5 protein-coding genes are annotated in these 5,451 nt (G+C 67.5%); 2 read left to right on the top strand and 3 right to left on the bottom strand.

Translation table 11 applies throughout. The annotated features are described in order from the left end of the window. On the bottom strand, nt 1–897 hold an 897-nt coding region (locus tag JMF86_RS20950), incomplete at its 3' end, for a LysR family transcriptional regulator (protein ID WP_201317132.1). Between the two features lie 105 nt (nt 898–1,002). On the opposite strand from JMF86_RS20950, the gene JMF86_RS20945 reads away from it, so the two are divergent. Continuing rightward, nucleotides 1,003–2,358 (top strand): aspartate aminotransferase family protein, encoded by a 1,356-nt coding sequence (locus JMF86_RS20945; RefSeq protein ID WP_011547771.1) that lies wholly within the window; start codon nt 1,003–1,005, stop codon nt 2,356–2,358. A gap of 50 nt (nt 2,359–2,408) precedes the next feature. Continuing rightward, a complete protein-coding gene (locus JMF86_RS20940; protein ID WP_011694729.1) occupies nt 2,409–3,926 on the top strand; it encodes a CoA-acylating methylmalonate-semialdehyde dehydrogenase in 1,518 nt (505 codons plus the stop codon). A gap of 126 nt (nt 3,927–4,052) precedes the next feature. On the opposite strand, the gene JMF86_RS20935 is transcribed toward JMF86_RS20940, so the two are convergent. Both JMF86_RS20935 and JMF86_RS20930 read right to left on the bottom strand, forming a co-directional pair. Continuing rightward, the gene (locus JMF86_RS20935) at nt 4,053–4,427 is read right to left on the bottom strand and encodes a hypothetical protein (protein ID WP_006479101.1); all 375 of its coding nucleotides are present in this window, start codon (nt 4,425–4,427) and stop codon (nt 4,053–4,055) included. 281 nt (nt 4,428–4,708) lie between these two features. After that, a partial coding sequence (locus JMF86_RS20930; protein ID WP_201317131.1) for a DMT family transporter occupies nt 4,709–5,451 on the bottom strand: 743 nt, incomplete at its 5' end.

Raw genomic sequence — 5,451 nt, 5'->3', positions numbered from 1 at the left:
CAGCGCGGCCCGCGACGGGCGCGGCGAGCGCCGCAGCAGGCTCACGAACCGGCACCGGTAATTGAACCGGTGCGGTGCGATCGGCTGCATCAGCCCCTTGTTTTCGAAACTCTCCGCGTAGTGATCGGGCAGGAAGCCGAGATAGCGGCCCGACAGAATCAGCGTCGCGATCGATTCCTGGTCCGACGCGGTCGCGCTGCGCGTGAGCTTCGCGCGATGGCTCAGCTCCATGTTCGGCGAATGGAAGCCGAGCCCGGCGAACGCGTGGTTGCGGACCGTCGTCCACGTGAGCTTGCCGTGCGGCGCGTCGAACAGCGGATGCTGGCGGCCGCAGTAGAGCAGCATCCGTTCGTCGAACAGCGCCGAATACACGAGGCTGCCCGAGTTGCGGTGCGCGGGAATGATCCCGACCTGGTAGCTGCCGTCGATCACGCCGCGCTCGACCTCGTTGATCGACGCGACGTGCAGGTTCAGCGCGACGGCGGGCGCTTCGTCCGCGAATTGGCGGATCGCGTCGCCCAGGCGCGCATGCGGGTTGGTGGCCGTCTTGTCGAATACGGCGATGTGAAGTTCTCCGCCCATCGTGTCGTGAATGCCGTCGATCCTGCTGCGAAATGCTTCCATCGACGCGAGCAGTCGCAGCGTCTCCTCGTACACCGTCTGCCCCTCGGGCGTCAGCGTGAAGCCCGCGCGGCCGCGCCGGCACAGCACGAGGCCAAGTCGCGTTTCGAGATCCTTCACGTGCCGGCTGATCGTCGAGATGCCGATATTCAGTTCCAGTTCGGCCGCCGCCATCCCGCCGCACTGCACGACGCCCTTGAAGACCCGCAGCAGGCGCAGATCCATGTCGCTGAGCTGCCCGAGCAGCGCGCGGCTCTTCGGTTTCTTTGCTTGCATATTTGAGCAAGTGAACATTGATATTGCGATATTCAAAAGACTAATTGGCGTCCCGACAATGCGCAACATCAACCCGAGGAGGAGGGGCGCGCCGCGCCGACCGACATGACCGACATCACCACCGCCCAGCACGACGACACGAACCTCCGCACCGACGCCGCATGGCTCGATGCGCACTGGATGCCGTTCACCGCCAACCGCCAGTTCAAGGCCGATCCGCGGCTGATCGTGTCCGGCAAGGGCGCGTACTACACCGACGCCGAAGGCCGCAAGATCTTCGACGGCCTGTCGGGCCTCTGGTGCACGGGCCTCGGTCACGGCCGCACGGAAATCGTCGAAGCCGTGAGCCGCCAGGTCGCGCAGCTCGACTACGCGCCGGCGTTCCAGTTCGGCCATCCGAAATCGTTCGAGCTCGCCAACAAGATCAAGGAACTGACGCCGGCCGGCCTCGACTACGTGTTCTTCACGGGCTCGGGCTCGGAAGCGGCCGACACGTCGCTGAAGCTGGCCCGTGCGTACTGGCGCGCGAAAGGCAAGGGCACCAAGACGCGCCTGATCGGCCGCGAGAAGGGGTATCACGGCGTGAACTTCGGCGGCATCTCGGTCGGCGGGATCGGGCCGAACCGCAAGCTGTTCGGGCAGGGCCTCGACGCCGATTTCCTGCCGCATACGCAACTGGCCGAGAACAAGTTCTCGCGCGGCATGCCCGAGCACGGCGCCGAGCTGGCCGACCGCCTGCTGGAACTGATCGCGCTGCACGACGCGTCGAACATCGCAGCCGTGATCGTCGAGCCGTTCTCCGGCTCGGCGGGCGTCGTCGTGCCGCCGAAGGGCTACCTGAAGCGCCTGCGCGACATCTGTACCGCGCACGACATCCTGCTGATCTTCGACGAGGTCATCACGGGCTTCGGCCGGGCCGGCGCGATGACGGGCGCCGACGCATTCGGCGTGGTGCCGGACATCATGAACTTCGCGAAGCAGGTGACGAACGGCGTGCAGCCGCTCGGCGGCGTGATCGCGACGAAGGAGATCTACGACACGTTCATGGCCGCGGGCGGCCCCGAGTACATGCTCGAGTTCCCGCACGGCTACACGTATTCGGCGCATCCGGTCGCGTGCGCGGCCGGCGTCGCGGCGCTCGACCTGCTGGTGAAGGAAGACGCGGTGGCCCGCGTGCGCGATCTCGCGCCGCATTTCGAAGCGGCCGTGCACGGGCTGAAGGGGCAGCGCCACGTCGCGGACATCCGCAACTACGGGCTGGCGGCCGGCCTGACGATCGCCGCCTTGCCGGGCGAGCCGGCACGGCGCCCGTACGAGATCGCGATGCGCTGCTGGGCGAAGGGCTTCTACGTGCGCTACGGCGGCGATACGATCCAGCTCGCGCCGCCGTTCATCGCCGAGAAGCGCGAGATCGACAACCTGGTCAACGCGCTCTCCGACGCACTGAACGAAGTGGATTGAGCGATCGCTCGTCCTCACGCGACAACCGAATTCAGGAAAGAGCCCCAGACATGAAACACGACAGCAATGTGACCTCCACCGTCGGCCACCTGATCGACGGCAAGCGCGTCGACGGCGGCAGCCGCGTCCAGCCGGTGTTCGACCCGGCGACGGGCGAATCGCGCAAGAGCGTGGCGCTCGCCGACAAGCTGACCGTCGAAGCCGCGATCGCATTCGCGCAAGCCGCGTTTCCGGCATGGCGCAACACGCCGCCGCTGAAGCGCGCCCGCGTGATGAGCCGCTTCAAGACGCTGCTGGAAGAGCACGCCGACGAGCTGTGCGCGCTGATCACCGCCGAGCACGGCAAGGTGCTCGCCGATGCGATGGGCGAACTGCAGCGCGGGATCGAGAACGTCGAATACGCGACCTACGTGCCCGAGTTGCTGAAAGGCGAGCACAGCAAGAACGTCGGCCCTGCGATCGATTCGTGGAGCGAGTTCCAGGCGCTCGGCGTCGCGGCCGGCATCACGCCGTTCAACTTCCCGGTGATGGTGCCGCTGTGGATGTGGCCGATGGCCGTCGCGTGCGGCAACACGTTCGTGCTGAAGCCATCCGAGCGCACGCCGTCGTCGACGCTGCGCATGGCCGAACTCGCGCTCGAGGCCGGCCTGCCGCCGGGCGTGCTGAACGTCGTGAACGGCGACAAGGAAGCGGTCGACACGATCCTCACCGATCCGCGCGTGAAGGCCGTGAGCTTCGTCGGCTCGACGCCGATCGCCGAATACATCTACTCGACCGGCTGCGCGCACGGCAAGCGCGTGCAGGCGCTCGGCGGCGCGAAGAACTTCGCGGTCGTGATGCCGGATGCCGATATCCCCAACGCGGTGAACGCGCTGATGGGCGCCGCATACGGCTCCTGCGGCGAGCGCTGCATGGCGATTCCGCTGGTCGTCGCGATCGGTGACGAAACGGGCGACCAGGTCGTCGCGGGGCTGAAGGCCGAGATCGAGAAGATGAAGGTCGGCCCGGGCAACGGCGCGGGCGTCGACATGGGCCCGCTCGTCACGCAGCAGCATTTCGAGAAGGTGACGGGTTTCGTCGAAGCGGGCGTGGCAGCGGGCGCGACGCTCGTCGTCGACGGTCGCGGCGTGAAGGTCGACGGCCACGACGGCGGTTACTACCTCGGGCCGTGCCTGTTCGACAACGTGAAGCCCGGCATGCCGATCTACCAGCACGAGATCTTCGGGCCGGTGCTCGGCGTGATTCGCCTGAAATCGCTCGACGAGGCGATGGCGCTGATCGATGCGCACGAATACGGCAACGGCACCTGCCTGTTCACGCGCGACGGCGAGGCCGCGCGCTACTTCAGCGACAACATCCAGATCGGCATGGTCGGCATCAACGTGCCGCTGCCGGTGCCGGTCGCGTACCACTCGTTCGGCGGCTGGAAGCGTTCGCTGTTCGGCGACCTGCACGCATACGGCCCGGACGCCGTGCGGTTCTACACGAAGCGCAAGACGATCACGCAGCGCTGGCCGTCGGCCGGTGTGCGCGAAGGGACGGTGTTCAGCTTCCCGTCGAACCGCTGAGTGGAAGCGCGCACCGGCTGCATACGGCCGGTGCGACGTGCGGAACTGCCGAGGCCCGCCCCGATCAATGATCGGGGCGGGCTTTTTACGTGCTGGCGAAATGCACGGAACGCGGCGAAAGCAGGCTTACGGGGCGACCACGTGCCACACGTTCTTGAAGTTGTCGCCGTTGCGCTCGCCCTGTTTCATGTCCTTCGAGAAGAAGTACAGCGGCTTGCCCTTGTACGCCCATTGCGGGCTGCCGTCGTCGCGCTTGACGATCGTGTAGGGCCCGACCGGTACGTCGGTCGCGCTGGCCTTGTACGGTGGCCAGAGGGTTTCGCATGGGCCTGTGCAGGCGCTGGTGCCGGCGTTGGGCTTGTCCTTGTCGAATGCGTAGACGGTCATGCCGTTGGCGGCGACGAGCGCGCCGTTCTCGACTTTCGTGATCGAACCTTGGGCCGAGGCCGAGGCGGACGCCATGGCGAGCAGGACGGAGCTGACGAGCAGCGCAGCTTTCATGTGTGCCTCCTGGTAGTCGGTGGGCGGGCGCGATCGCGTGCACGGGCGAGCGTGCGCGACGACCGCGGTGAATGGCGCCGGAACGCAAGGCCGTTGCCGCGGCGGGCGACGCACGGTCGAACGGCGGCAAACGGGGGCGCTTCATTCACGATAGGCGGTTTTTGGCGGGGCTGCGAGAAGATCGGGGGCGTATCGGCCCGACGTATGCAGCACGCAACGGCATGGCGGGCGCCTGCATCCGTATTCGGCATCCGTCCCCGAACGCGGCGCACGCCGACGCATCAGCGGTTCGCGCGATTGGTCAGTGCGACGCCCGCGATCACGAGTGCGCCGCCGGCCAGCATCGACGGCGACAGCGGCTCGCCGAGCAGCACGACCGACAGCAGCACGCCGAACACCGGCACCAGGTTGGTGAACACGGCCGCGCGGGCCGGCCCGAGGAGGCGGATGCCCTGCGAATACCAGACGAACGCGATCACCGTGCCGACGGCGCCGAGATAGAGCATCGATGCGACGGCCTGCCACGTCAGCGGCGTGCCGCCAGTCGCCGTCGCGTCGAACAGGTGCGTGACGAGCAGCAGCGCGAGGCCCCAGAGCGCCGCGTACGTGGTGGCCGCGAGCGGCGACAGCCCGTCGAGCGCGCGCCGGCCGATCACGGTGTAGGCCGCCCAGCTCAGCACCGCGCACAGCATGAAGCGTTCGCCGGCGCCGAACGTATTGCCGAGATCGGTCAGCACGCGCAGCCAATCGCCGCGGCTGATCACGATCAGCGCGCCGCACAGCGCGACCGCGATGCCGGCCCAACGCGACAGCGACAGGCGTTCGCGCACGACGACCGACAGCAGCACGGCGGTGGCGACCGGATTCAGTGCGACGAACAGCGCGGTGCGCCCGGCCGGCATCCGCGCGAGCGCCGCGAAAAAACACACGTTGTACAGGAAGATGCCGGTCGCGCCGAGGCCGAACGTCGTCACGATCTGGCGTCCGCTGAGTGTCGGCACGCCCGCCTTCGACCTCGCCAGGT

The organism is Burkholderia sp. E168m15, assembly GCF_016586105.1.
In the GTDB taxonomy this organism is placed as follows: Bacteria; Pseudomonadota; Gammaproteobacteria; order Burkholderiales; family Burkholderiaceae; genus Burkholderia; species Burkholderia orbicola.
This window is presented reverse-complemented; position numbering and strand designations above follow the sequence as displayed.

What these genes read in the sequence shown, in the direction of transcription:
- JMF86_RS20945 (WP_011547771.1), top strand. Translation starts at nt 1,003, where the DNA reads ATGACCGACATCACCACCGCCCAGCACGACGACACGAACCTCCGCACC.
- JMF86_RS20940 (WP_011694729.1), top strand. Translation starts at nt 2,409, where the DNA reads ATGAAACACGACAGCAATGTGACCTCCACCGTCGGCCACCTGATCGAC.
- JMF86_RS20935 (WP_006479101.1), bottom strand. Translation starts at nt 4,427, where the DNA reads ATGAAAGCTGCGCTGCTCGTCAGCTCCGTCCTGCTCGCCATGGCGTCC.